Origin of the sequence: Ottowia beijingensis (assembly GCF_013423955.1) — a bacterium.
Taxonomy (GTDB): Bacteria; Pseudomonadota; Gammaproteobacteria; order Burkholderiales; family Burkholderiaceae_C; genus Ottowia; species Ottowia beijingensis.
In genome coordinates, this window is record NZ_JACCKX010000001.1 from 2,645,893 (window position 1) to 2,667,424 (window position 21,532).

Annotated in this window: 15 protein-coding genes, 1 other RNA gene and 5 pseudogenes; 11 read left to right on the plus strand and 10 right to left on the minus strand. The window is 68.5% G+C overall.

What is annotated here, in order from left to right; genetic code table 11:
* Nucleotides 1-120: 120 nt before the first annotated feature.
* Nucleotides 121-1,382, minus strand: a pseudogene (gene metK, locus H0I39_RS13310) (methionine adenosyltransferase).
* A gap of 62 nt (nucleotides 1,383-1,444) precedes the next feature.
* Here metK and H0I39_RS13315 point away from each other — a divergent pair.
* Together H0I39_RS13315 and H0I39_RS13320 are read left to right on the plus strand one after the other, a co-directional pair.
* A pseudogene (locus tag H0I39_RS13315) lies at nucleotides 1,445-2,277 on the plus strand (lysophospholipid acyltransferase family protein).
* A gap of 49 nt (nucleotides 2,278-2,326) precedes the next feature.
* Nucleotides 2,327-3,136: a lysophospholipid acyltransferase family protein gene (locus H0I39_RS13320; protein ID WP_308645850.1), complete on the plus strand. Its 810-nt coding sequence runs from the start codon at nucleotides 2,327-2,329 to the stop codon at nucleotides 3,134-3,136.
* 3 nt (nucleotides 3,137-3,139) lie between these two features.
* On the opposite strand, the gene H0I39_RS13325 is transcribed toward H0I39_RS13320, so the two are convergent.
* Together H0I39_RS13325 and argE are read right to left on the minus strand one after the other, a co-directional pair.
* On the minus strand, nucleotides 3,140-4,687 hold the full coding sequence (locus H0I39_RS13325; protein WP_180550824.1) for a bifunctional aminoglycoside phosphotransferase/ATP-binding protein: 1,548 nt from the start codon (nucleotides 4,685-4,687) through the stop codon (nucleotides 3,140-3,142).
* 14 nt (nucleotides 4,688-4,701) lie between these two features.
* Nucleotides 4,702-5,853 (minus strand): acetylornithine deacetylase, encoded by a 1,152-nt coding sequence (argE, locus tag H0I39_RS13330; protein WP_180550825.1) that lies wholly within the window; start codon nucleotides 5,851-5,853, stop codon nucleotides 4,702-4,704.
* 188 nt (nucleotides 5,854-6,041) lie between these two features.
* Here argE and htpX point away from each other — a divergent pair, with 188 nt between their 5' ends.
* Nucleotides 6,042-6,911: a protease HtpX gene (htpX, locus tag H0I39_RS13335; RefSeq protein WP_180550826.1), complete on the plus strand. Its 870-nt coding sequence runs from the start codon at nucleotides 6,042-6,044 to the stop codon at nucleotides 6,909-6,911.
* Between the two features lie 186 nt (nucleotides 6,912-7,097).
* Here the strand turns inward: htpX and H0I39_RS13340 are convergent.
* Nucleotides 7,098-8,833, minus strand: a pseudogene (locus H0I39_RS13340) (NAD(P)/FAD-dependent oxidoreductase).
* 38 nt (nucleotides 8,834-8,871) lie between these two features.
* Between H0I39_RS13340 and H0I39_RS13345 the strand changes: the two are divergent.
* The gene (locus tag H0I39_RS13345) at nucleotides 8,872-9,009 is read left to right on the plus strand and encodes a hypothetical protein (protein ID WP_180550827.1); all 138 of its coding nucleotides are present in this window, start codon (nucleotides 8,872-8,874) and stop codon (nucleotides 9,007-9,009) included.
* 136 nt (nucleotides 9,010-9,145) lie between these two features.
* On the opposite strand, the gene cysK is transcribed toward H0I39_RS13345, so the two are convergent.
* Nucleotides 9,146-10,063, minus strand: coding sequence for a cysteine synthase A (gene cysK / locus H0I39_RS13350; protein WP_180550828.1), 918 nt, complete (start codon nucleotides 10,061-10,063; stop codon nucleotides 9,146-9,148).
* Nucleotides 10,064-10,154: 91 nt separating this feature from the next.
* On the opposite strand from cysK, the gene rnpB reads away from it, so the two are divergent.
* Nucleotides 10,155-10,472, plus strand: an RNA gene (rnpB, locus tag H0I39_RS13355) — RNase P RNA component class A.
* Between the two features lie 227 nt (nucleotides 10,473-10,699).
* On the opposite strand, the gene H0I39_RS23400 is transcribed toward rnpB, so the two are convergent.
* The 4 genes and pseudogenes from H0I39_RS23400 to H0I39_RS13370 all read right to left on the minus strand — a co-directional run bounded on the left by H0I39_RS23400 (nucleotide 10,700) and on the right by H0I39_RS13370 (nucleotide 14,422).
* The gene (locus H0I39_RS23400) at nucleotides 10,700-11,656 is read right to left on the minus strand and encodes a M48 family metallopeptidase (RefSeq protein ID WP_308645851.1); all 957 of its coding nucleotides are present in this window, start codon (nucleotides 11,654-11,656) and stop codon (nucleotides 10,700-10,702) included.
* Between the two features lie 110 nt (nucleotides 11,657-11,766).
* Nucleotides 11,767-11,841, minus strand: a pseudogene (locus H0I39_RS24640) (DUF7092 domain-containing protein); the annotation flags it as partial.
* A 164-nt stretch (nucleotides 11,842-12,005) separates the two neighbouring features.
* A complete protein-coding gene (locus tag H0I39_RS13365) occupies nucleotides 12,006-13,268 on the minus strand; it encodes a YjgN family protein (RefSeq protein ID WP_180550829.1) in 1,263 nt (420 codons plus the stop codon).
* 137 nt (nucleotides 13,269-13,405) lie between these two features.
* Nucleotides 13,406-14,422: an alpha/beta fold hydrolase gene (locus tag H0I39_RS13370; protein WP_180550830.1), complete on the minus strand. Its 1,017-nt coding sequence runs from the start codon at nucleotides 14,420-14,422 to the stop codon at nucleotides 13,406-13,408.
* A 285-nt stretch (nucleotides 14,423-14,707) separates the two neighbouring features.
* On the opposite strand from H0I39_RS13370, the gene H0I39_RS13375 reads away from it, so the two are divergent.
* On the plus strand, nucleotides 14,708-15,115 hold the full coding sequence (locus tag H0I39_RS13375) for a DUF488 domain-containing protein (RefSeq protein ID WP_180550831.1): 408 nt from the start codon (nucleotides 14,708-14,710) through the stop codon (nucleotides 15,113-15,115).
* Between the two features lie 112 nt (nucleotides 15,116-15,227).
* On the opposite strand, the gene yihA is transcribed toward H0I39_RS13375, so the two are convergent.
* Nucleotides 15,228-15,974, minus strand: coding sequence for a ribosome biogenesis GTP-binding protein YihA/YsxC (gene yihA, locus H0I39_RS13380; protein WP_180550832.1), 747 nt, complete (start codon nucleotides 15,972-15,974; stop codon nucleotides 15,228-15,230).
* Between the two features lie 78 nt (nucleotides 15,975-16,052).
* On the opposite strand from yihA, the gene H0I39_RS13385 reads away from it, so the two are divergent.
* The 5 genes and pseudogenes from H0I39_RS13385 to msrP all read left to right on the plus strand — a co-directional run bounded on the left by H0I39_RS13385 (nucleotide 16,053) and on the right by msrP (nucleotide 21,467).
* Nucleotides 16,053-16,670 carry a c-type cytochrome gene (locus H0I39_RS13385; RefSeq protein WP_180550833.1) on the plus strand — a complete coding sequence of 206 codons (618 nt, stop codon included), beginning with the start codon at nucleotides 16,053-16,055 and terminating at the stop codon, nucleotides 16,668-16,670.
* Between the two features lie 266 nt (nucleotides 16,671-16,936).
* Nucleotides 16,937-17,131: pseudogene (locus H0I39_RS22330) on the plus strand (cytochrome c biogenesis ResB family protein); the annotation flags it as partial.
* A gap of 11 nt (nucleotides 17,132-17,142) precedes the next feature.
* Entirely contained in the window at nucleotides 17,143-18,969 is a 1,827-nt protein-coding gene (locus H0I39_RS13390) for a cytochrome c biogenesis protein ResB (protein ID WP_308645852.1), read from the plus strand.
* A gap of 13 nt (nucleotides 18,970-18,982) precedes the next feature.
* Nucleotides 18,983-20,332, plus strand: a complete 1,350-nt coding sequence (gene ccsB, locus H0I39_RS13395; RefSeq protein ID WP_180550834.1) for a c-type cytochrome biogenesis protein CcsB — start codon at nucleotides 18,983-18,985, stop codon at nucleotides 20,330-20,332.
* A 139-nt stretch (nucleotides 20,333-20,471) separates the two neighbouring features.
* Complete coding sequence (gene msrP, locus H0I39_RS13400; protein ID WP_180550835.1) at nucleotides 20,472-21,467, plus strand: protein-methionine-sulfoxide reductase catalytic subunit MsrP; 996 nt, start codon at nucleotides 20,472-20,474, stop codon at nucleotides 21,465-21,467.
* Nucleotides 21,468-21,532: the final 65 nt, after the last annotated feature.

The window sequence follows — 21,532 nt, forward strand, 5'->3', positions numbered from 1 at the left end:
ATACGGTTATTTCAAGCCATTTTTTATCTGAAACCCTGATGTATCCGGCGCAAGCAGCTATCAAAAATAACCCGCCCGTGCTTCCCAGCAGGGGCGGGTGTGGCGCGAAGCCGGCTGTTCTTACACGCCGGCGGCCGCCTTCAGTGCAGCAGCTTTGTCGGTCTTTTCCCAGCTGAACTCCGGCTCGTCACGCCCGAAGTGGCCGTAGGCGGCGGTCTTCTGGTAGATGGGGCGCAGCAGATCCAGCATCTGGATGATGCCCTTAGGGCGCAGGTCAAAGTGTTCGCGCACCAGCTTGGCGATCTGCTCGTCGGCAAGCTTGCCCGTGCCTTCGGTGTAGACGGTGATGTTCATCGGCTCGGCCACGCCGATGGCGTAGGCCAGCTGGATCTGGCACTGGCGCGCCAGGCCGGCGGCGACCACGTTCTTGGCCACGTAGCGCGCGGCGTAGGCGGCGCTGCGGTCCACCTTGGTCGGGTCCTTGCCGCTGAAGGCGCCGCCGCCGTGCGGGCAGGCGCCGCCGTAGGTGTCGACGATGATCTTGCGGCCCGTCAGGCCGCAATCACCCTGCGGGCCGCCGACGACGAAGCGGCCGGTGGGGTTGATCAGGTACTTGGTGTCCTGCAGCCACTCCTTCGGCAGCACGGGCTTGATGATTTCATCGATGACGGCTTCGGTGAAGCTGGCCTTCATCTTCGTCTGCGTCTCGCTTTGGTCGGGGCTGTGCTGGGTGGAGAGCACCACGGTGTCGATGCTGTGCGGCTTGCCGTCGACGTAGCGCATCGTCACTTGGCTCTTGGCGTCGGGGCGCAGGAAGGGCAGCTTCCGCTCTTGCGCAACTGCGCCTGGCGCTCGACCAGGCGGTGCGCGTAATAGATGGGCGCCGGCATCAGCGTGTCGGTCTCGTCGCAGGCGTAGCCGAACATCAGGCCCTGATCGCCGGCGCCGGTGTTCAGGTGATCGTCTGACGCATGATCCACGCCCTGGGCGATGTCGTTGCTCTGCTTGTCGTAGCAAACCATGACGGCGCAGCCCTTGTAGTCGATGCCGTACTCGGTGTTGTCGTAGCCGATCTTCTTCAGCGTGTCGCGCGCCACCTGGATGTAGTCGACCGTGGCGTTGGCGCTGATTTCGCCCGCCAGCACCACCAGGCCGGTGTTGGTCAGCGTCTCGGCGGCCACGCGGGCGCGCGGGTCCTGCGCCAGGATGGCGTCGAGGATGGCGTCGGAAATCTGGTCCGCCACCTTGTCGGGGTGGCCTTCGGAAACGGATTCAGAGGTGAAGAGAAAGCTGTTCGCCAGTTCCATTGAATAAACTCCTTGGGTTTGAACAATCGCGTTGCCAAACTTCTTGGGGAGCACTGGCGAACGCTTTAGCAGCATTTTTACGTCGCCCTGCAAGTAGTTCCGTAACTCGGCGACCCGCGCATTTTAACCAACCCGTCATGCTTGCCCTGTACCGCTTTGCATCGCGCTGGCCGCTGGGGCTGCTGCATGCGCTGGGCGCGGCGCTGGGCTGGCTGAGCTGGGCGGCATCGCCCACCTACCGCCGCCGCATCACCGAACACGCGCGCGGGGCCGGCTACCGCTTTGACGAGGTGCGCGCCAGCGTGGCCCACGCCGGCCGCATGGCGCTGGAGACGCCGCGCCTGTGGTTCGGCGCGCCGGTACCGGTGGAGTGGCGCGGCGCCGAGCATCTGGACCAAGCCTACGCCGCGCGCCGCGGCATCGTCTTCATGACGGCACACCTCGGCTGCTTCGAGATCGTGCCCCAGGCCGCGTCGGCGCGGCACCACGCCGAATACGGACCGGTCACCGTGCTGTACCGCCCCGCGCGCCAGGCCGCGCTGGCCGAGGTGGTGGCCATGGCGCGCCGCCGCGAAGGGCTCGGACGGCACCCACCACGCTGGCCGGCGTGCGCCAGATGATCAAGGCGCTGCGCGCCGGCCGCGCCGTGGGCGTGCTGCCCGACCAGGTGCCGCCCGACGGGCTGGGCGTGTGGTCGCCGTTCTTCGACCGCCCCGCCTACACCATGACGCTGGCCGCGCGCCTGATCCAGCAGACCGGCGCCACGCCGCTGCTGGGCTGGGGCGAGCGGTTGCCGCGCGCGCAGGGCTTTCGCGTGCACATCCTGCCGTTTCCGGAGCCGCTCAGCGCCGATCTCGACACCGCCGTGGCGCAGATCAACCGCGCCATGGAGGGGCTGATCCGCCAGCGGCCCGATCAATACCTGTGGGGCTACGGCCGCTACAAGACGCCGAGAGCCCTGACCCCATGACCCATCACGGCATTCTGTTCATGCGCGCGCTGGCGCCCTGCCGCTGGGGGTGGTGCGTGCGCTCGGCAACGCGCTGGGGCGCTTGCTGTTCGTGGCCGCGCGGCCGCGCCGGCGCATTGCGCTGACCAACCTGCGCCTGTGCTTTCCGCACTGGACCGAGGCCGAGCGCGTGGCCCTGGCGCGGCGCAACTTCGTTTATTTCACGCAGGCGTTCCTCGATCGATCCTGGCTGTGGCACGGCGACCCGGCCGTGGTGCGCCAGCGCCTGCGCATCACCGGCGCGGTGGACGACCTGACGCGCGAGGGTGCGGTGGTGATGTTCGCGCCGCACTTCTACGGCATGGACGCGGGCGGCAGCGCCGTGATGCAGCAGATCGACCGGCCGGCCTGCACCATTTATTCGACCCAGCCCAACGCCGCGCTGGACGAATGGATGCAGCGCGGCCGCCAGCGCTTTGGCGATGCCACGCTGCTGTCGCGCACCGAAGGCGTCAAACCCATCGTGCGCGCGCTGCGCGAGGGCAAGATGCTGTACCTGCTGCCCGACATGGACCTGGGCCCGCACGAATCGGTGTTCGTGCCGTTCTACGGCGTGCCGACGGCAACGGTGCCCTCGCTGTCGCGCTTTGCCAGGCTGGGCCACGCGCGCGTGGTGCCGGTCATCACGCGGCTGACCGACTTCGGTTACGAAGTGAAGGTGCACCCGGCCTGGCCCGACTACCCCACGGCCGACGCCACGGCCGATGCGGCGCTGATGAACCGGCACCTGCAGGACTACATCGACGAGATGCCCGAGCAGTACTACTGGGTGCACAAGCGCTTCAAGACGCGGCCGCCGGGCGAGCCGTCGCTTTATTGACGTTCATTCCGAGGACGGCAGGGCCGACGACCAGGCGGCCCAGTCGACCGGCGCGCGCGTGTCGATCCGCAGCGCGTGGCTGGCTTCCTCATCGGTCAGCGCATCGCGGTGCGCAAGCTGGCCTTGCAGCACCGCCACATCGGCCTCGGATGCATCGGTGCCCGCCGCGTGGCGCTGGCGCACGCGTTCGCGCAGCACGGCTTCGGGCGCATCGAAGGCCAGGATGCGCCAGGGCACGCCCAGCGATTCGGCCAGCGCGATGAAGGGTGCGCGCCGCTCCCGGCGGATGAAGGTGGCGTCGACCAGCACCGGCTGGCCGGCCTGCAGCGCATCGCGCGTCACCTGCAGCAGGCGGGCGAACACGCGGTCGCTGGTGGCCTCGCTGTAGATGCCGCCGGGCACATGGGCGCTGCTGGCCTCGGGCGCCAGACCGAACAGGCGCTTGCGCTCCACGTCGGCGCGCACGCGCACCAGGCCGCGCTGCTCGATCAGCGGCTGCGTCTGGCTGCTCTTGCCCGAGCCGCTGACGCCCATGGTGAGCGCCAGCCACGGCTGGCGCGGTGCGGCCAGCTGGGCGGCCAGTTGCACGTAGCGGTCAGCCTCCTGCCGCGCTGGCTGGCGTTGCGTATCGTCGTCGCACTGGCCGGCGCGCAGGGCGGCCACTTTGGCGCGCACCAGGGCGCGGTACACGGCGTCGTAGGGCAGGCGGGGCAGGGCGCCGTAGTCGCCGGTGCGCTCCAGCCAGGCGTTCAGAAAACGCCAGGCCAGCGCCGGCTGGCCATGGGCGTGCAGGTCCATGAACAGGAAGGCGATGTCGCAGGCCACGTCGATCCAGCGCAGGCGCGGGTTGAACTCGATGGCGTCGAACAGGCGCGCACGGCCCTCCAGCCACAGCAGGTTGCCCAGGTGCAGGTCGCCATGGCCTTCGCGCACCCGGCCTTCGGCGCGGCGGGTGGCCATCAGCGGCGCCAGGTGGGCGCTTTCGGCCTGCATCCATTGCTGCAATTGTTCTAGCTGCTGGCGCTTGACTGGCGGCGGTTCGAGGTCGAAAAGAGGCTTGAAATTGTCCTCGGCCAGTCGGGCCAGGTCGCCGGCATCGCCGTACGGGCTGTCGGCCGGCGCCACGGCCGCCTGCGCCTGAAAGCCGGCGATCTCGCGCGCCAGCGCATCGATGTGGGCTGGCTGCAGCTCGCCACGGGCGGCGCGCTCGGCCAGCAGCGCACCGGCCGGAAAGCGGCGCATGTGCACCGCCCAGTCGATGGCCTGCGCCGCGTCGCCGCCCAGGCGCGGCGCCGCGGGCGTGCCGGTGATGGGCAGCACGCCCAGGTAGATGTCGGGTGCGGTGCGGCGGTTGATGCGCAGCTCTTCGGCGCAGGCGGTGCGGCGCTGCGCCAGCGTGCCGAAGTCGAGGAAGTCGAGCGTGAGCGGCTTCTTCAGCTTGTACGCGTGCTCGCCCGACAGCAGCAGCCAGGAGATGTGGGTTTCGATGCGCTCGGTGTCGGGCCCGAGCACGCGGCACAGGCCGTCGATCAGCGCTGCGTGGGGCTGCACGGCCGGCGCGTGCGTCACAGCGTGGCCGCCAGCTGGCGCAGGAACTGCTCGCACTGCCGCAGCTGGTCGATCTCGACGAACTCGTCGGCCTTGTGCGCCTGCTCGATGTTGCCCGGCCCGCACACCACGGTGGGAATGCCCGCGCCCTGGAACAGTCCCGCCTCGGTGCCATAGGCCACCTTGCGCACGTCGCGGTCCTGTGTCAGCGCGCGCACAAGCTGCGTGATGGCGGCCTGTTCGCTGGCCTCCAGACCCGGCGCGGCGGCCAACTTGTCGATCTCGACGCGTGCTTCGGGAAATTCGCGCTGCATGCGCGGCAGCAGTTCGTCCTGCACGTAGCGCTGGATGCGGGCCTGCACGTCCTGCGGCGGCACGCCGGACAGGTTGCGGAATTCGTAGACGAACTCGCAGGCATCGGCAATCGTGTTCATGGCGATGCCGCCCGAGATCTGGTTGGTGGTGATGGTGGTGTAGGGCACGTCGTAGAAGGCGTCGAACGGCCCTTCGGCGCGCCACAGCTCGGCCAGGTCGCGGATATGGCAGATCAGCCGCGCCGCGTGCTCGATGGCGTTGCAGCCGCGCGGCGTGAGCGACGAATGCGCCGCCTTGCCGTGCACGCGGCAGCGGTAGGCGTTCAGGCCCTTGTGCGCCACCACCGGCTTCATCGACGTCGGCTCGCCCACCACACAGCCGTCGATGCGGATGCCGCGCTGCTGCAGCTCGGCCAGCATGAAGGGCGCGCCGAGGCACGACACTTCCTCGTCGTACGACAGCGCCAGATGCAGCGGCTGGCTGCGCGGCAGCGCCAGAAACTCGGGCACCAGCGCCAGGCTGGCGGCGATGAAACCCTTCATGTCGCAGGCGCCGCGCGCATACAGCTTGCCGTCCTGCTCGGTCAGCTTGAAGGGGTCGGTGGCCCAGTCCTGCCCGTCCACCGGCACCACGTCGGTGTGGCCCGACAGGGCGATGCCGCCCTGGGTGGCGCCGTCCTGCGCCGGCAGGGTGCAGAACAGGTTGGCCTTGGTGCCCTCGGCGTTCAGGTTCAGCCACGGATCGAGCCCGTGGCGCTTCAGCGCGTCGCGCACGGTCTCGATCAGGCCAAGGTTGCTGTGGCGGCTGACGGTGTCGATGGCCGTCAGGCGGTCGAGCCAGGCGAGGGTGTTCATGAATCGATCGGGCAGGCGGTGGTCAGGCGGCCAGTGTAGGACGAAGCCGACAGTTGGGCCCGCTGCAAGGGCTGCGCCGCCCGGCGGGGAAAGCCACGGAACCCGGCCGCTTGAATATGCTCCAATCGCGCGTACTTAATCATGGCCCGGCCGCGCCGGGTGCCTGCAAGAACTTTCCGAGGGAATCGATGAAACGTATCCTGTTGTTCGTCATGACCAACATCGCCGTGATGGTGGTGGTCGGCATCGTCACCAGCCTGCTGGGCGTGGGGCGCTACACCGGCACCAACACCGGGCAGCTGATGATCTTCTCGCTGGTGGTCGGCTTCTCCGGCGCCATCATCTCGCTGCTGATGAGCAAGTCCATGGCCAAGATGAGCATGGGCGTGAAGATCATCAACCAGCCCGCCAATGCCGACGAGGCCTGGATCGTCGACACCGTGCGCAAGTTCGCCGACAAGTCCGGCATCGGCATGCCCGAGGTCGGCATCTACGAGGGCGAGCCCAATGCCTTCGCCACCGGGGCGTTCAAGAACTCGGCCCTGGTGGCCGTCTCCACCGGCCTGCTGCGCGGCATGACGCGCGAGGAGGTCGAGGCCGTCATCGGCCACGAGGTGGCGCACGTGGCCAACGGCGACATGGTGACCATGGCGCTGATCCAGGGCGTGATGAACACCTTCGTGGTGTTCGCCAGCCGCCTGATCGGCTCGCTGGTCGACGGCTTTCTGCGCCGCGGCAGTGACAGCAGCGGCCCCGGCATCGGCTACTACGCCACCACGATCGTGCTCGACATCCTGTTCGGCGTGCTGGCCGGCATCATCGTGGCCTGGTTCTCGCGCCAGCGCGAGTTCCGCGCCGACCGCGGCGCCGCCCAGCTGATGGGCCAGCCGCAGTCCATGATGAACGCCCTGGCGCGCCTGGGCGGCATGCACGCGCAAGGCCAGGAGATGCCCAAGAACATGGCCGCCATGGGCATCGCCGGCAGCATCGGCAAGCTGTTCTCCACACACCCGCCGATGGAAGAGCGCATCGCGGCGCTGAAGGCCTACCAGGGCTGATTGAGTGTCAAATCGGCCTCCGGCGCTTGCTGCATAAGAGCAAACAGCTATAAAAACCGTAGCATCCGCAAGGGGCTGCGGTTTTTTCATGCCCTGTGGGAGCGGGCTTGCCCGCGATGCGGCGCTTGCCGTGGCGGATGCGCTGCCATCGCGGGCCAGCCAGCTCCCACAAGAAAAGGAAAAGCGTCAGCCCTGCGCCGCGCCCAGCACGGCCAGCGCCACGGCCTCGCCCACGCGGATGCCGTCGATGCCCGCCGACAGAATGCCGCCCGCATAGCCCGCGCCTTCGCCGGCCGGGTACAGGCCGCGCACGTTCAGGCTTTGCAGGTCGTCGCCACGGCGGATGTTGAGCGGGCTGGAGGTGCGTGTTTCCACGCCCGTCAGCACCGCGTCCGGCATGTCGTAGCCCCTGATCTTGCGGCCGAAGGCGGGCAGTGCCTCGCGCATGGCGGCGGTCACGAACGGCGGCAGCGCGGCGTGCAGGTCGGTCCAGTGCACGCCGGGCTTGTACGAAGGCAGCACCTCGCCCGGCCCGCTGCTGGGCCGCTGCGCCAGAAAGTCGCCCACGCGCTGCGCCGGCGCGGCGTAGCGGCCGCCACCCAGCTGGTAGGCCCCCACCTCCAGCTGGCGCTGCAGCACGATGCCTGCCAGCGGGTGCACCTGGCCTTCGGGCAGCGCTTCGACACCGAACGAATCGCCCAGCGCCTCGACGAAGGCCGCCGCGTCGCGTGGGTAATCGGCCGGGTCGATGCCCACCACCATGCCGGCGTTGGCGTTGCGCTCGTTGCGGCTGTACTGGCTCATGCCGTTGGTCACCACGCCGCCCGGCTCGCTGGCGGCGGCCACCACGGTGCCGCCGGGGCACATGCAGAAGCTGTACACGGTGCGGCCCGCGCCCTCGCCATGCTGCGCGTGGTGCACCAGCTTGTAGTCGGCCGCGCCCAGCAACGGATGGCCGGCGTGCTGGCCCCAGCGCGCGCGGTCGATCACGCCCTGCGGGTGCTCGATGCGCACGCCGATCGAGAACGGCTTGGCCACCATGTCCACGCCGTGGCGGTACAGCATGCTGAAGCTGTCGCGCGCGCTGTGGCCCAGCGCCAGCACCACGTGGCGTGCGGGCAGTTCCTCAACGTCGCCGGTCTCGAGGTTTTCGACCGCCAGCGCCCGAATGGCGGGCGCCGGCAGCTCCTGATCCAATAGCACATCGACCACCCGACGCTGAAAGCGAATCTCGCCGCCGAGCGCCACGATCTGCTCGCGCAGGTTCTCCACCACCTTCACCAGCTTGAAGGTGCCGACGTGGGGTGCGCGACGTAGAGGATTTCTTCCGGCGCGCCCGCGTCGACGAACTCCTGCATCACCTTGCGCCCCAGGTGGCGCGGGTCGCGCACCTGGCTGTAGAGCTTGCCGTCGCTGAACAACCCCGCGCCGCCCTCGCCGAACTGCACGTTGCTCTCGGGGTTCAGCGCGCGCTTGCGCCACAGCCCCCAGGTGTCCTGCGTGCGCTCGCGCACCGGCTTGCCGCGCTCCAGCACGATGGGCTTGAGCCCGATCTGCGCCAGCACCAGCGCGGCGAAGATGCCGCAGGGGCCAAAGCCGACCACCACCGGGCGCTCGCCGTTCCAGTCAGCGGGCGCGGTGACGGGCGGGCGCCACGCCATGTCGGGCGTGGGCTGCACGTGCGGGTCCTTGTCGAAGCGCGCCAGCAGCGCGGCTTCGCTGGCTGGGTCGGCCAGTTCGATATCGACGATGTAGACCGCCAGCAGTTCGGCCTTGCGCGCGTCGAAGCTGCGCTTGAACACCGTCAGCGTGGCGATGTCGGATTCAGGAATCGAGAGCTTGGCGGCCGCGGCGGCGCTCAGCGCGCTTTCAGGCGCTTCGGCCTGCGCCAGCGGCAGGCGGAGTTCGGAGAGGCGGATCATGGCTTGTGTCGATCAAGCAAAAGGCATGATAACGAGCCATGATTCGTCAAAAGAAACGATCGGAAGGAATATCCACGCACTTCAAGCGTGAGGCGCTGATCATGGCTGCCTTGCCATGGGCGCTGGCGCTGATTGCCCTGCTCGCAGGACTGTTGGTGCCATGGCTCCTTTTTTGACCGGAGGCGCACTGGACGGCGATGGCGTCAGAACAAGGCATCATTTGCGACTGCCCGTCAGCAGGGTTACCGTGCAAATGATGTCCGGCACCTTGCGCACGACACCCGCCTCAACGAGGCGCAGAGGGCTGACAGGTCACGCCGGCAGATACCCCTCGACCGACAGATAGCGCTCGCCGGTGTCGTAGTTGAAGCCCAGCACCTTGGCGCCTGCGGGCAGTTCGGGCAGCTTCTGCGCGATGGCGGCCAGGGTGGCGCCCGAGCTGATGCCGACCAGGATGCCCTCTTCGCGCGCACTGCGGCGGCCGTACTCGCGCGCGGCTTCGGCCTCGACCTGGATCACGCCGTCGAGCACGCTGGTGTCGAGGTTCTTGGGGATGAAACCGGCGCCGATGCCCTGGATGGGGTGCGGTGCGGGCGCACCGCCGCTGATGACGGGCGACTGCGTGGGCTCGACGGCGAACACTTTCAGGTTGGGCCACTTCGCCTTCAGCACCCGCGAGCAGCCGGTCAGGTGCCCGCCGGTGCCGACGCCGGTGATGAGCACGTCCAGCCCGTCGGGGAAGTCGGCCAGGATTTCCTGTGCGGTGGTCTGCTCGTGCGCCGTCACGTTGGCCGGGTTGTCGAACTGCTGCGGAATCCACGCGCCGGGTGTCTGCGCCGCCAGTTCCTCGGCGCGGGCGATGGCGCCCTTCATGCCCTTTTCGCGCGGCGTCAGGTCGAACGTGGCGCCGTAGGCCAGCATCAGGCGGCGGCGCTCCACGCTCATGCTGTCGGGCATCACCAGAATCAGCTTGTAGCCCTTGACGGCGGCCACCATGGCCAGGCCCACGCCGGTGTTGCCGCTGGTGGGCTCGATGATGGTGCCGCCGGCTTTCAACTGGCCAGACTGCTCGGCCGCCTCGACCATGCTGAGGGCGATGCGGTCCTTGACCGAGCCGCCGGGGTTGGCGCGCTCGCACTTGACCCAGACGTTGGCGCCGGCGCCGAACAGGCGGTTGATGCGCACGTGCGGCGTGCGGCCGATGGTGGCGAGGATGTTGTCGGCTTTCATGCGTTGCTCCGGTGTTGCGGGATGGAAGGCATTCTGGCGCAAGGCTTCAACACGAACGCGCATATGGATATGCTGGGATAATTGACAGTGTGAAGCCCGCCAGACCGCCGCTGGTGCAAGTTGGGAAACCACGCACTGGAGGAACGTCCGGACTGCACAGGGCAGCGCAGGAGCTAACGGCTCTCCACCGCGAGGTGAGGATCAGAGCAACAGAGACGAGCCGATTGAGTTCGGGTGAAACGGGCAATCTCTGCGCGCAGCAACACCAAGTAGGCCAGCGATGAGGCGGCCCGCTGAGCTGGCGGGTAGGTGGCACCGAGCCGGGTGGGCGACCCCGGCCCAGATTGATGGCGGTCACGTTGAGGGCAACTTCAACGCACAGAATCCGGCGTATCGGCGGGCTTCACACTTTTTTCGCGGGGTCGATGTTCATGCATGAAATCGGCCTGCAGCGAACTTCTGGCGGGCGCAGACAGCTATATTAATAATAGCTTTGACGCGTCATGCCCGGCTCCAGGGGTAGGAGCGGCGGAAGCCGCGAAAGGGCCTGCCAGCTGCGCAGGGGACGTTGATTCGCGGCTTCCGCCGCTCCTGCACCGTATAGAGGTTGGTCCAGCGCGCTGACCGCCTGCGGCCTCAGCCGCAATCCGGTGCCTGCCCGGCCTTCAGCCGCTGGGCGCGGCCCACGGTGTCGGGGTGGGTGCTGAACCAGTCGGCCTGCGGCTGGCGCGCCGCGGGTTCGGCGGGCTTGGCGGCATCGGTGGGTGCGCTGGCAGCGCCGGCCTTGCCGCGCAGCTCGACCTCCATCTGCCGCTCGATGCCCAGCAGCAGGTCGGCCATGGGCGTGGTGGGCAGGCCGGCCTTGGCCATCATGGCGATGGCGTAGCAGTCGGATTCGGTCTCGTGGTTGCGGCGGTAGGCCAGGCCGGTGAGCAGCGAGGCGCCGCTGCTGACCAGCGTGGACACATCCCCCAGCGCCAGCCCCAGCCCGATGTTGAGCACGCCTTGCTCCACCACCATGCGCGTGGTGTGGCGGTGCGCCACGTGGCCGATTTCGTGCGCCAGCACGCCCAGCAGCGCCGGCTCGCCGGTGTTCGGGATCAGGCGCGCCTGCTCGACCATGGCGTCGGTCATCACGATGGTGCCGCCGGGCAGCGCAAAGGCGTTGGGGCCCATGCCGGAGCGGAACTCCAGCCGGTACCGCGGCCGGTAGCCGGGGTAGCGCTGCAGTTCGGGGCCGATCAGCCCCACCAGCCGGTCGAAGCCGGCGCGCAGTTCGGCCTGGCGCTCGGGCGCCAGCTTGCTGGGCTTGACATAGCTGCCGTCGATCTGCGCCATGGCCTGCTCGGTCAGCGCCAGCTCCCAGCTCAGCGGCACGTGGCGCGTGACCTGCGTGGCGGCCCAGGGCGTGCCCCAGCGGTAGAAGGCCCACACGCTGGCGCCGGCCAGCAGCAGCACGGCCAGCAGCACCGGCAGCCGCGTCTGCATGCGCTCGGCCAGCGAGGTGCGGTGGCTGACCTGGCCCAGCGCCGCCTGCCAGCCGGCCACGTCGTCGATCTGCAGGCTGCCGTGCGCACCCAGATCGACCGCCACGCGCGGCGGCGCCCGGCCGGTGCCCCAGCGCTCGGGCCAGCCGACCTGGGGTGGCCCAGGTCCAGCGCCTCGCCCGCGCCGTCGAGCGCCTTCAGTTGCAGCCGCGTGCCGCCCGGCCCGGCCAGCAGCCGCACCCGCGCCGGCCGCGCGCGCGAGCTGCGGCCGTCGAACCAGTGGGCTTGCAGGGGCGATGAGGTGGTGGGGGCATGTCAGTGACTCAGGGGGACGGCGTGGCGCAAGCAAGCTATCTGATACTCCCTGTATGCGGCCGTACAGCGCCCGTCCATCATGCGATGAAGATGCATACTCCCTGCATAGGCGCCATGATCTTGGTCTGGGTTCGGCATCGTCATCCGATCAGGTCCAGCCCCATCATGTCGGCCGCCGCATCGCCAAAGGCGCCCTGCTGCTTCACCAGTTCGCCCGCCAGTTGGTCGGTGCCGCCCTTGATGTGCAGCGTGACCGAGCCGACCTTGGCCGCGTATTCGCTGGCCACGGCGAACGGCCGGTAAAAGCCCAGCGTGAGCACCGTCAGCAGCATGTTTTTCACGCGCAGCCCCACGAAGGCGGCGGTGCGCAGGCTGGTCTTGCTGCGCGCGATGTGGCTGAAGCCGACGTTGTTCCACACCAGCTGGAACATGCGCGCCTCGCGGTAGGCGCGCGCCGGCAGGCTGGCCAGGATCACGAACAGCAGCGTTGCGATCAAGCTCAGCACGATAACGAAAATAACCCCCGCCGCGCCCGCCTCGAACATGCCTTTGACGAAATGCGGCAGCACCAGCATGGAGCCGCCGGCCACCAAACCCAGCAGTGCCAGCAGCGCGACGACGCACAGCAGAAAGAAGCCCACCGTGGCCAGCCACACCTTCACGAAGTCCGCGTACACCGGCTTCCAGCGGCCCACCTGCCCGCCAATGCGTGCGCGCGCCACCAGCAGGCGGCGGTAGTTGTATTCGAGCCGGATCACGCACAGCAGCGTGAGCAGCACCGCCAGGCCGAACAGCGCGAAGGTGCTGGCTTGAAGGGCGGGCAGCTTGGGCACGCTGCCCGGCTCCTGGGCGATGCCGGTGGGCATGTCGGGCGACAGCGCGGCGGCGCCGAAGAACACCGCCGTCCAGATCGCCGCGATGGCAAACACCGGCCAGCTGGCGATGTAGACCTCCTTCCAACTCGCGGTGAAGGCCAGCCGGATGCCGCGCCAGCGCGTGGCGCCCAGCCTGAAGCGCATGGCGCTGGCCCACAAGAAGGGCGCCAGCACCGCGAAGCCGAAGAACAGCAGGCCGGCGGCCAGCTGCTGCCCCGTCTCCAGCGCCATCTGGTAGGCCAGGTACAGCCCGGCGAAGGCCAGAAAGCCGAACACCATGCGCCGCGTCTCTGCCACGAACTCCAGCGGGCTGCCGGCCACGTGCGTGTGGCTGTAGAAGTACTGCGCCGTGCGCCGCCGCGCCCACGGCGTGTAGAGGCCGAGCGTGACGATGGACAGCAGCAGGTTGACGATCCAGACGCGGAAATACTCGCGCCCCGAGCCGGTGAACTCGACCGGGTGCGCGACGATGGCGGGGCGCGCGGTGCGGCGCTCGCGCGGGGCGCTGTCTGTCAACGCGGTGACCATGCCAAAGACCCCTTCCTTCCTCTGCTGTGTACTTTGGGCCGCAGTGTAGCGGCTGGCAGGGCGGTCAGGCGGTGGTCGGGTGGTTTGGGTTCGAATCGGCCTCTGGCGCTTGGTGGACAAGCGCAAACAGCTATGGTTCAGGTAGCAAGAAAGCGCCCGATCGACGCCGCCACGCGCTGCGGCTGCTCGTGCACCACCCAGTGCGTGGCGCGCTCGATGCGTTCGACTTGCAACCGTGGCACCCAGCGCTCCAGGCCATCGAGCAGGCCGGGCAGCAGGGCGCTGTCCTGCATCGCCCACAGCACCAGCGTGGGCAGGGCGACGGTGAAGGCCTCGGGCGGCAGCGTCACGCCGGCGGCGGCCGCATCGCCGGCGCGCGGCGGGCGCAGGGGCGAGGCGCGATAGTAGTTCAGCCCGCCCGTCAGCCCCGCGCCGGGGCGGCTGCCGTCGCCCGACCACACGGCGCGGTACTGGGCGCGCAGCGCGTCGGTCATCCAGCCGGCGCCGTCGGGCAGGACGGGCGCGTTCGCCTCATCGCCGGGCCGGGCCGCATCGCCCGCCAGCGCGGTGGCGGCCTGCTGCATGGCGGCCGCGCCGCTGGCGCCCATCCCGTCGAAGAAGGGCCACAGGCGGGCGAAGTCGCGCTCGGCCAGCAGCGCCTCGGCGTCGGGGCGGATGAGGAAGTTCATGTAGGCGCTGGCGGCCTGCTGGGCGGGGCTGCGCTGCAGCTCGCGCGCGAAAGTCTGCGGGTGCGGCGAGTTGATGATGACCAGGCGCTGCATCAGCTTGGGCCGCGCGGCGGCCAGGTTCCAGGCCAAGGCGCCGCCCCAGTCGTGCGCCACCAGCGCGGCCAGTTGGCCGCCTTCACCACATTCCGCGGCGATGAGGGCAGCGATGTCCTGCAGCAGTTGCCTGGGGTGGTAGGCGGCCACGTCGGCGGGGCTGCTGGAGTGCTCGTAGCCGCGCAGGTTGGGCGCCACGCAGCGGTAGCCGCCGTGCTCGGGCCGGGCGAAGTGGACCAGCAGTTCGTCCCACGCAAACGCCGCCTCGGGGAAGCCGTGCAGGAACAGCAGCACCGGCCGGCCGCGCGCGCCAGCGCTGCGGCAGCTGAGGGTGATGCCGTGCGGCAGGTCAGCGGTCCAGGTGTCGATCATGGGCGGGCTCCTCGGGCGGTCGGGGTGTGTCAGGGCGCTTCAGGCAGCGGAATTGGGCGATAGCCTGTTGGCGCCAATGTGTGGTATCAATAAAATAGCTGCTTGCGCACTGCAATCGGGCGCTAGGCGCCATTTTGATGGTGAGAAAAATTTTCCAAGTTCCCCCTCCTTGTCTGTGCGGCGGGGCGGGGCAGCGTTTATCGTAAGCCCGTGCCGGGCCGCGCGCTGTCGCGTCAAGGTCTGGGGTTTCGCGGCGCAGCCGTTCAGACACAAGGAGATGGCGCCATGAGCATCCGCATCGTCCGCCTGGGCACCCCGCGTGCGAAAGACGAAGGCCTGCGCATCGGCACCGTGCGGCGCCCGCCGCGCGGCGTGCCCAAGGCGCGCTTTGCCGCCGACGACTGGTACGACGTGTGGTACCCCAACCTGTCGCCCAGCCCCGAACACATGAAGCTGGCCCTGTCGACCCACACCGAGCCCGATGCGGCCAAGGCGAAGAAGGACTGGGCGCTGTTCACGCGCCTGTTCCGCAAAGCCATGGCCGAGCCCGATGCCGCCCGCACGCTGGACGTGCTGGCGGCGCTGTCGCACCAGACCAATTTCTCGATCGGGTGTTACTGCGAGGACGAGGCGCGCTGCCACCGCTCGGTGCTGCGCGAGCTGCTGCAGGAGCGCGGCGCGGCGCTGGCCTGAGCACGGTTTTTGTGGGAGCGGGCTTGCCCGCGATGCAGCGCGTCATACGCACGGCAGCCCCATCGCGGGCAAGCCCGCTCCTACAGAAAACGCAGCGCCTGGCGCTGACGGGTCAAGCCTCGGCGGCCGATTCCTCATCCGGCGCGGCATCCGCTACCAGTTGCCGCAACCACAGCGCCGCGTCTTCCACGCCCTGCCGCTTGAGGGCCGAGAACAGCATCACCTCACCCCCGCCCGCCTGCAGGCGCGTGATCTGCAGCGCCTTGGCCTGCTCGGTGCGGTTCAGCTTGTCGGCCTTGGTCAGCAGGATCAGAAAGGGCAGGCCGTCCTCGACGCGCGGGCGGATCACTTCGAGCAGCGCCTCGTCCAGCTCCTTCAGCCCACGGCGCGGATCGGCCAGCATCACGATGCCGGCCAGGTTGCGGCGCGACACCAGGTAATTGGCCATCACGCGCTGCCAGCGCACCTTGTCGGCCAGCGGCACCGCGGCGTAGCCGTAGCCGGGCAGGTCGGCCAGCACCGCGTCGGTGGTGCCCTGGCGGCCGACGGCAAACAGGTTGATGTGCTGCGTGCGCCCAGGCTTCTTGGAGGCGTAGGCCAGCTGCGTCTGCTGCGTCAGCGTGTTGATGGCGGTGGACTTGCCGGCGTTGGAGCGGCCGACGAAGGCGATCTCGGGCACCTCGAGCGGCGGCAACTGGTGCAGTTGCGCGGCGGTGGTCAGAAAGCGCGCCGTGTGCAGCCAGCCCAGCGCCTCACGGCCGGCGGCCGATGCGGGGCTGGCCGACGACGCACGCGGGCGGGAGGGGCAGGAGGTGGGTTGGGCATGCGGGACAGCCACGGCGGCGCGGCGCAGGGACATTGGGGGTGACCGGGAGTGGGCATTGTAGAATCGCGGGGTTCAGCGTCCCACGACCATTCTTCAAGAAGACGATCGCCCATGAAGTCGCTTGCCGCCCTCCTGACCGCCTCGCTGCTCGCAGCTTCCGCCCACGCCGCCGACGCACCGGCCGCACCGAAGGTCGACCTGGCCAAGGGCGCCGCCAGCTACGCCGCCGTGTGCGTGGCCTGCCACGCGGCCGACGGCAATTCCACCGTGCCCCTGCAGCCCAACCTGGCGCAGCAGCACCCCGAGTACCTGCACAAGCAGATGGTCGAATTCAAGAGCGGCGTCCGCAAGGACCCGATCATGCAGGGCTTCGCCGCCGCGCTGAGCGAAGAGGATTCGCGCAACATCGCCCACTGGCTGGCGTCGCAGAAGGCCAAGCCCGGCTTCGCCAAGGAGAGAGAACTGGTGCTGATGGGCGAGCGCATCTACCGCGGCGGCATCCCCGACCGCCAGATTCCGGCCTGCGCCGGCTGCCACAGCCCCAACGGTGCCGGCATCCCGTCGCAGTACCCGCGCCTGTCAGGCCAGCACGCCGACTACACCGTCAAGCAGCTGGTGGCCTTCCGCGATGGCACGCGCACCAACAACGCGCAGATGACCGGCGTGGCCGCCAAGATGAACGACCGCGAGATCAAGGCGGTCTCGGACTACATTGCCGGCCTGCGCTGAGCGCGGACCGGACTCCCGCCAGCCGCCGAGCCGCGTCCGGTCCAGCCGGCGCGGCTTTTGTTTTTCTCAGGCTTTTCACGTGATCCAGGTCAAAAAATCGCGCCGGCGACTGAACCGAACACGCGGCAGGGCCTCCAACGACCGGCGCGCTGTGTCTCGCGCGCCAGGCTTTTTGATTGCGCATGACCGCCACCACCAGCACCGAAGGATACGAACCCCAGCGCGGCTCCGCCGTCTGGCGCTCCGGCATGGAGCTGCTGTCGTCGATGCGCTTCGCCATCGCGCTGCTCACCGTCATCTGCATCGCCTCGGTCATCGGCACGGTGATCAAGCAGCACGAGCCGGCCGTCAACTACACCAACCAGTTCGGGCCGTTCTGGGCCGATCTGTTCCTGGCGCTCAAGCTCAACGCGGTGTACAGCGCGTGGTGGTTCCTGATCATCCTGGCGTTCCTGGTCATCAGCACCAGCCTGTGCATCCTGCGCAACACGCCCAAGTTCCTGGCCGACATCCGCAACTACAAGGAGAACATCCGCGAAGGCAGCCTGAAGGCCTTCCACCACAAGGCCGAAGGCCCGCTGGCGCAGGCGCCCGAGGCCGAGGCCCAGCGCATCGGCCAGATGCTGGCCGGCGGCGGCTGGAAGGTGAAGCTGCAGGAGCGCGACACCCCACCGGCAAGGGCTGGATGGTGGCGGCCAAGGCCGGCGCGGCCAACAAGATCGGCTACATCGCCGCGCACAGCGCCATCGTGCTGATCTGCCTGGGCGGCCTGTTCGACGGCGACCTGTTCGTGCGCGCGCTCACCTGGTTCGGCGGCAAGACGGTCTATTCCGGCGGCGGCTTCGTGTCGGAGGTGAAGCCCGAGCACCGCCTGCCGCCCAGCAACCCCACCTTCCGCGGCAACCTGGTGGTGTCGGAAGGCACGGTGTCCAGCACCGCCATCCTGAGCCAGTCCGACGGCATCCTGCTGCAGGAACTGCCCTTCGCGGTCGAACTGAAGAAGTTCATCGTCGAGTACTACCCCACCGGCATGCCCAAGCTGTTCGCCAGCGACATCGTCATCCACGACAAGGAAACCGGCGAGTCGAAGGAGGAGCGCATCGAGGTCAACCACCCGGCCAGCTATCGTGGAGTGCAGATCTACCAGAGCAGCTTCGACGACGGCGGCTCGCGCGTGAAGCTGAAGGCGCTGCCCATGGCCGGCGGCGCCAAATCGTTCGAGGTCGAAGGCACCATCGGCAGTTCGTCGCAGATCACCAACGGCGACGAGAAGCTGACGCTGGAATACACCGCGCTGCGCGTCATCAACGTCGAGAACATGACCAACGACGCCGGCGGCAGCGGTGCCGACGTGCGCAAGGTCGACCTGCGCCAGGCGCTCAACAGCCGGCTGGGCGCGGCCGACAAGACCCCGACGCAGCGCGAGATGCGCAACGTCGGCCCCAGCATCACCTACAAGCTGCGCGACGAGGCCGGCCAGGCGCGCGAGTTCCACAACTACATGCTGCCGGTGGACACCGGCGACGGCACGCCGGTGTTCCTGCTGGGCGTGCGCACCGCCACGTCCGAGCCGTTCCGCTACCTGCGCCTGCCGGCCGACGAGGACGGGTCGATGGAAGGCTTCGTGCGCCTGCGCGCGGCGCTGCACGATCCGGCCATGCGCGAGCGCGCGGTGCGCCGCTACGTGCTGAAGGCCGTCGATCCGCAGCGGCCGGAGCTGGTGGAGCAGCTGACGGCGTCCGCCTCGCGCGCGGTGGGCCTGTTTGCCGGCGCCGAGACGGTGGGCGGCAGGCAGGTCAGTGGCCTGCAGGCCATCTCCGACTTCATGGAAACCGCCGTGCCCGAGGCCGAGCGCGAGCGCGCCGCCGAGGTGCTGCTGCGCATCCTGAACGGCACGCTGCTCGAGCTGAGCACGCTGGCGCGCGAAACACAGGGCAAGCCGCCGCTGGTCGAGAGCGAAGCCACCGCCCGCTTCATGACGCAGGGCGTGCTGGCGCTGTCCGACATCAGCCTGTACCCGGCGCCGGTCACCTTCCAGCTGGACGACTTCACCCAGGTGCAGGCCAGCGTGTTCCAGGTGGCGCGTGCCCCGGGCAAGAACGTGGTCTATCTGGGCTGCCTGTTGCTGATTCTGGGCGTCTTTGCCATGCTCTACGTGCGCGAACGGCGCCTGTGGGTGTGGGTGGCCCCCGATGGCACCGGCGCCAAGGCCACAATGGCGCTTTCCACCAACCGCAAGACGCTGGATGCCGACCGCGAGTTCGAGCAACTGCGTTCCAAACTCTTGACCATCCCCTGAAGGGAGCCCGGCCATGAACACCACGACCCTTGCCCACAATGGCACCCTGACCCTCAACGAAGGCTACTTCGCCCGCCGCACCTGGGGCGACTGGCTGTTCGCGCTGCTCGCCGTCGTCGGCGCCGTGATCGCCTTCCAGCGCTACCACGGCGCGATGGACATCTACGAGAAGTGGATCCTGGCCGGCACCGTGCCGGTCGTCATCTGGCTCGGCTGGTTCTGGCGCCCGGTGCGCAACCTGATTCTGGTGGTGGCGGCGCTGACGCTGCTGGCCATCTTCAGCTACCAGGGCGATGCCGGGGCCGACCTGCGGCGCGGCGACACGGTGTTCTGGCTCAAGTACTTCCTGTCGAGCCAGTCGGCCATCCTGTGGATGAGCATGATCTTCTTCATGAGCACGGTGTTCTACTGGGGCGGCATGTTCATCCGCAGCCAGCAGGACGCGCTGGAAGGCCTGGGCAGCAAGCTGGCCTGGGTGGCCGTGGGCCTGGCGCTGATCGGCACCATGGTGCGCTGGTACGAAAGCCACCAGATCGGCCCCGACATCGGCCACATCCCGGTCAGCAACCTGTACGAAGTGTTCGTCATGTTCTGCTGGATGACGGCGCTGTTCTACCTGTACTACGAGGCGCAGTACAAAACCCGCGCCATGGGCGCCTTCGTGATGCTGGTGGTCAGCGCCGCGGTGGGCTTTCTGCTGTGGTACACGCTGGTGCGCGAGGCGCACGAAATCCAGCCGCTGATTCCCGCGCTGCAAAGCTGGTGGATGAAGCTGCACGTGCCGGCCAACTTCATTGGCTACGGCACCTTCGCGCTGGCGGCCATGCTGGGCTTTGCCTACCTCATCAAGCAGCAGGCCGACGAGAAGCGCTGGTACAAGCTGGCGCCGATCTGGATCTTCGGCATCGCCCTGTGCTTCGTGCCCATCGCCTTCCGCCAGCGTGGCGTGGGCGAGGCCGGCGGCAGCTACTGGCTGGGCTATGCGCTGATCGCGGCGATGATCGTGGGCGGCATCCTGCTGGGCCGCAAGCGCATTGCCGAGCGGCTGCCCAGCTTCGAGGTGCTGGACGACGTGATGTACAAGTCCATCGCCGTCGGCTTCGCCTTCTTCACCATCGCCACCGTGCTGGGCGCGCTGTGGGCGGCCGAGGCCTGGGGCGGCTACTGGAGCTGGGACCCGAAGGAAACCTGGGCCCTGATCGTGTGGCTGAACTACGCCGCCTGGCTGCACATGCGCCTGATGAAGGGGCTGCGCGGCACCGTCGCCTCGTGGTGGGCGCTGGCCGGGCTGGCGATCACCACCTTCGCCTTCATCGGCGTCAACATGTTCCTGTCGGGCCTGCACAGCTACGGTTCGCTGTAAGCGGCTGGCCGGCATGGCTGGCCATGGCGGGCGCTATCAATAACCATAGCTGCCTGCGCTTGCTGTGCAAGGGTTTCAGGTCGATTTGACTTGAAACGATTGTGCAGCCTGCGCAAGCCACTATCAAAAGGATATCGCCATGCCAATCCACATCCCGCGCCACGGCTTTGACCACGCCACGCCCAGCGACATCACGCCGCGCGCCATCTACGAGCAGCGGCGTGACCTGATCAAGCTGCTGGCCGGTGGCGCCGCCGGCGCCGTGCTGGCCGGCTGGGCGGCGCGCGACGCCATGGCGCAGACGCCGCGCCCCGGCAAACTGGCGGCCTTGCCCGGCGCCCGTTCTGCGGTGGCCGGCGCGGTGACGATGGAGAAGCTCACTGACTACGGCGACGTCACCGGCTACAACAACTTCTACGAATTCGGCACCGACAAGGCCGACCCGGCGCGCCACGCGCACGCCTTGCAGACCAGCCCGTGGAGCGTCGAAATCGAGGGCCTGGTGAACAAGCCCGGCCGTTACGCGCTGGAAGACCTGCTCAAGCTCAGCCCGATGGAAGAGCGCATCTACCGCCTGCGCTGTGTCGAGGGCTGGTCGATGGTGATTCCGTGGGTCGGTTACTCGCTGTCGGCGCTCATCAAGCGCGTGGAGCCGCAGGGCAGCGCCAGATACGTCGAGTTCGTCACCCTGGCCGACCCGAAGCAGATGCCCGGCCTGCGCTCGCGCGTGCTCGACTGGCCCTACACCGAGGCGCTGCGCCTGGACGAAGCGCTGCACCCGCTGACGCTGCTGACCTTCGGCATGTACGGCGAGGTGCTGCCGAAGCAGAACGGCGCGCCGGTGCGGCTGGTGGTGCCGTGGAAGTACGGCTTCAAGTCGGCCAAGTCGATCGTCAAGATTCGCTTCATCGAGCAGGAACCGCGCACGGCCTGGAACAAGGCGGCCGCCAACGAATACGGCTTCTATTCCAACGTGAACCCGGACGTGGACCACCCACGCTGGAGCCAGGCCACCGAGCGCCGCATCGGCGAGGACGGCCTGTTCGCCAAGAAGCGCAAGACGCTGCTGTTCAATGGCTACGAGGCGCAGGTGGGGCAGCTGTATGCGGGCATGGACTTGCGCAAGAACTATTGATGCGGTGTGTTGGGTAGCCGAACAGCCGAACAGCCGAACAGCCGGACGCAGAGGACGCAGAGATT